The organism is Intestinibacter sp. (assembly GCF_022780145.1).
Classification (GTDB): Bacteria; Bacillota; Clostridia; order Peptostreptococcales; family Peptostreptococcaceae; genus Intestinibacter.
In genome coordinates this window covers 1-3,858 of sequence record NZ_JALEXO010000290.1, presented here as the reverse complement: position 1 = coordinate 3,858, position 3,858 = coordinate 1, and the positions used below count along the sequence as shown (strand labels likewise).

Here is a 3,858-nt window from a genome sequence, read left to right as displayed (position 1 = left end):
GCTCGTGGTGAATTAAACTGTATAGGTGCTACAACTTTCGATGAATACAGAAGATATATAGAAAAGGACAAAGCACTAGAAAGACGTTTCCAAACAGTAATAACTAAAGAACCTACTGTAGAAGATACAATATCTATACTTAGAGGATTAAAAGAACGTTTTGAAATCCATCACGGAATCAGAATTCACGACAACGCAATAGTAGCTGCAGCTAAGCTTTCTGATAGATATATAACAGATAGATTCCTACCAGATAAAGCAATCGACTTAATCGATGAAGCAGGTGCTATGATACGTAGTGAAATAGATTCACTTCCTACAGAACTAGATATAGTTAGAAGAAAACTATTTATGCTAGAAACTGAAAGAGAAGCACTTTTATTAGAAGAAGATGAAAAGAGTAAAAAACGTCTTGAAGATTTGGAAAAAGAATTAGCAGAATTAAAAGCAAAAGACGATGAAATGACTGCTAAATACGAAAAAGAAAAAGATCAAATCTTACAAGTTAGAAACTTAAAAGCAAGACTTGATGAAGTAAAAGGACAAGTTGAAAAATACGAAAGAGAATACGACTTCAACAAAGTCGCTGAAATAAAATACGGAGAAATTCCAAAGCTAGAAGCTCAAATTAAAGAATACGAAGAAAAAATAAACGAAGGCTACGACACAGCTCTACTTAAAGAAGAAGTTACAGAAAACGAAATATCTGAAATAGTATCTAAATGGACAGGTATCCCTGTAACTAAGCTAGTAGAAGGAGAAAGAGAAAAGCTTCTTAAACTAGAAGACGAGCTTCACGAAAGAGTAATAGGACAAGACGAAGCAGTTACAGCAGTATCAAATGCAGTAATCCGTGCAAGAGCTGGACTTAAAGACGAAAACAAACCTATAGGTTCATTTATATTCCTTGGACCAACTGGTGTAGGTAAAACTGAGCTTGCAAAAACTCTAGCTCGTTCATTATTCGACAGCGAAGACAACATAATAAGAATAGATATGTCTGAATACATGGAAAAACACTCAGTATCTAGACTTGTAGGACCACCTCCAGGATATGTAGGATACGAAGAAGGCGGACAATTAACAGAAGCAGTTAGACGTGCCCCATATTCAGTAATATTATTCGACGAAATCGAAAAAGCTCATGAAGATGTATTCAACATGTTCTTACAAATACTAGACGATGGTAGACTTACTGACAACAAAGGTAATACAGTAGACTTCAAGAACACTATAATCATAATGACATCTAATATAGGTTCTAGCTACTTATTACAAGACCAAGGTGAAATAACAGAAGAATCTAAAGATCTTGTAATGGGTGAAATGAAGAGAAGATTTAAACCAGAATTCTTAAACAGAGTCGACGACATTATAATGTTTAAGGCTCTACAAAAAGATGAAATCAAGAAGATTATAGACATATTCATGAAGAGCTTAGCTGATAGATTAAAAGATAAAGATATATCTATAGAAGTTACAGATGCTGCTAAGGATATTATGGTTAGAGAAGGATATGATCCTGTATATGGTGCTAGACCACTTAAGAGATATATAGGAAATACTCTTGAAACTATAATCGCTAGAAAATTAATTGCAGGTCAAATTCAAAATGGAGATACTGTGGTTGTTGATGGCGATGGAGATAAGATAGATATATTTGTTAGATAGTAGATTTATAAAAGGTGTTTAAAATAGGTTAAAACTATTTTAAGCACCTTTTTTAGCTTCAAATATAAAAGTTCACAACGTTTTTTTGACAATTGAAAAATTATTTCATTGTAAAATAATAATAACAAAGCAAATCAGCTTAACAAATCATAAATCATTCTGCTTTAGATTTAAAAATATAAACTTATATTTGGAGGTAATACTATGAACTACGAAATAAAAAGATTTATAGAAGAAAGAAATATAGAAAGTCTATTTCACTTTACACCAGTTGATAATTTAGAAAATATATTAAAATATGGATTACTATCAATCAATAATTTAAATCGCTTAGGCATAGACTATTACTATAATGATGAAAATAGATATGACGATAGATTAGACGCTATAAGTACTTCTATTGAATTTCCAAATTATAAAATGTTTTATAAATGCAGACAAGAATCAGGTGATGCCAATTGGTGTGTAATAGAATTAGATGCCAGTGTATTAGTAGATAAAGATTGTATCTTTAATATAGAAAATGCGGCTAAAAATAGAGAAAGATATAGATCATATAGAGAAAAAAGCGGTATAAGAGGATTAGAAGCTCTATTTTATGGTGATGGTATTAGATACGAGCTTGAACTTCCTACTTATTTTACTACAAATCCCCAAGCTGAAGTGCAAGTTTTAGATAAAATAGAAGTAAATTACATAAAAGCAGTACATTTTGAAAATTATGAAAGTAAAAACTTCTTTGATAAACATATTGGATATAAATATAATATTAAATCTAAGGTAACAGAAGGGCTGTTTAGATGGAGATGTGATTATAAATATTGGAAAAAGGTAGGATAAAAATGGCTATTAGAAAAGTATACAGAGTAAATGAAAAAGATGGTAATTATGTAGATAAAATCGACATCGAATTTAAATGGAACTCAGGATTTTCAGTAGTTCAAAAGCAAAAAAATATAACAAATTTACATAATGAATACAGTAAAATATATAAAGATGACAAAATTTTAGAAATTTCTACTAAATCAAAAGATGAATTAGGAGTAAGGTTAAGTGCTTTTAACCTTGCTTTTTTAACTAAAAATAATAAAAGAATTACTGTAGAATCTGCATTTCAATCTAGTAAAAAATTTAAAAATGGAGGTCCGTATAAAGATATACTTACAATGGATTCCAGATCTGCTAAAAAAGATGAACGTTTAAAAAATTCAGGCGAATTAGTTTCCTTTGTAGTTAAAGATTATGAATGGCCTTTAACACCGAATACTTTATTTTACGATTGGATTTATATGAATTCTCTACATCAGAATGAAGATTTAGTAAATCAAATTATAAATTACAATGCTTTTACTGATATAGAATTTAATCCTAACAAATCTATAAATTGCCAAGCATATTCGGCAGCATTATATGTATCACTTTTTAAAAGAGGATTAATAGATGAAGTTCTTTCTTGTAGAGATACATATATTGATTTTTTTGTAAAAAATAATTGAATTTATATTTATTATTAAAGGAGGCTATATAAAAATTATTTTATGATAGCCCCTTTAAAATTTTTGAATATTCTATCCAATATCAACTATTTCATACTCCCTATTTCCAAGCCCTTCAGCATAAGCCTGTTCCACAGTATGAATAGCATTTCTAGAGTCCATTCTCTCAATCAATGAAGCCTTACCTGGATCAGGAGAATTTTTAACTGCATCGTAGCAAGCTTGGTCTAGTGCAACTGGATCAAGGCTTGCGTATATTCCTAAATCAGCCATTTCTGGGTCATGAGGGTTTGAATCGCAGTCACAGTCGATTGATAGTTTATTAGCTACATTTATATATGCTAGGTTTTCTTCCTTGAAATAATTAATTACAGAAGCATCTGCATCTGCCATTGCTTCTAGGAATGAATCGTGGTCGGCAGTCCAAATATTTTCTGGAATTCCTGCTCCGTGGATATAAGCTTTACCATGTGAAGAAGCAATTCCTATAGACATATTTTTAAGCGCTCCTCCAAATCCACCCATAGCATGTCCCTTAAAATGAGATAGTATAAGCATTGAGTTGTAATTTTTTATATGTGAGCCTACGTAATTTTTATGTATTTGTTTGCCGTTTGGAACTGGAAGCTCGATTTCTCCGTCTTCATCCATTATGTCGCAAGGAGCTATTTTTGTGAAGCCATGTTCTTCT

4 protein-coding genes are annotated in these 3,858 nt (G+C 31.0%); 3 read left to right on the top strand and 1 reads right to left on the bottom strand.

Annotated elements, in window-relative coordinates:
- From MR593_RS11045 to MR593_RS11035, 3 genes are all read left to right on the top strand, one after another.
- The coding region (locus MR593_RS11045) for an ATP-dependent Clp protease ATP-binding subunit (RefSeq protein ID WP_290692838.1) at positions 1-1,671 on the top strand (1,671 nt) is incomplete at its 5' end.
- Between the two features lie 204 nt (positions 1,672-1,875).
- Positions 1,876-2,511, top strand: a complete 636-nt coding sequence (locus tag MR593_RS11040) for a DarT ssDNA thymidine ADP-ribosyltransferase family protein (protein ID WP_290692836.1) — start codon at positions 1,876-1,878, stop codon at positions 2,509-2,511.
- A 2-nt stretch (positions 2,512-2,513) separates the two neighbouring features.
- Positions 2,514-3,167, top strand: a complete 654-nt coding sequence (locus MR593_RS11035) for a DarT1-associated NADAR antitoxin family protein (RefSeq protein WP_290692834.1) — start codon at positions 2,514-2,516, stop codon at positions 3,165-3,167.
- Between the two features lie 72 nt (positions 3,168-3,239).
- Here MR593_RS11035 and MR593_RS11030 read toward each other — a convergent pair.
- Positions 3,240-3,858: DUF362 domain-containing protein (locus MR593_RS11030; RefSeq protein ID WP_290692832.1), on the bottom strand; the 619-nt coding region annotated here is incomplete at its 5' end.

Coding starts and splice junctions, on each gene's coding strand:
- MR593_RS11040 (WP_290692836.1), top strand. CDS start 1,876: ATGAACTACGAAATAAAAAGATTTATAGAAGAAAGAAATATAGAAAGT.
- MR593_RS11035 (WP_290692834.1), top strand. CDS start 2,514: ATGGCTATTAGAAAAGTATACAGAGTAAATGAAAAAGATGGTAATTAT.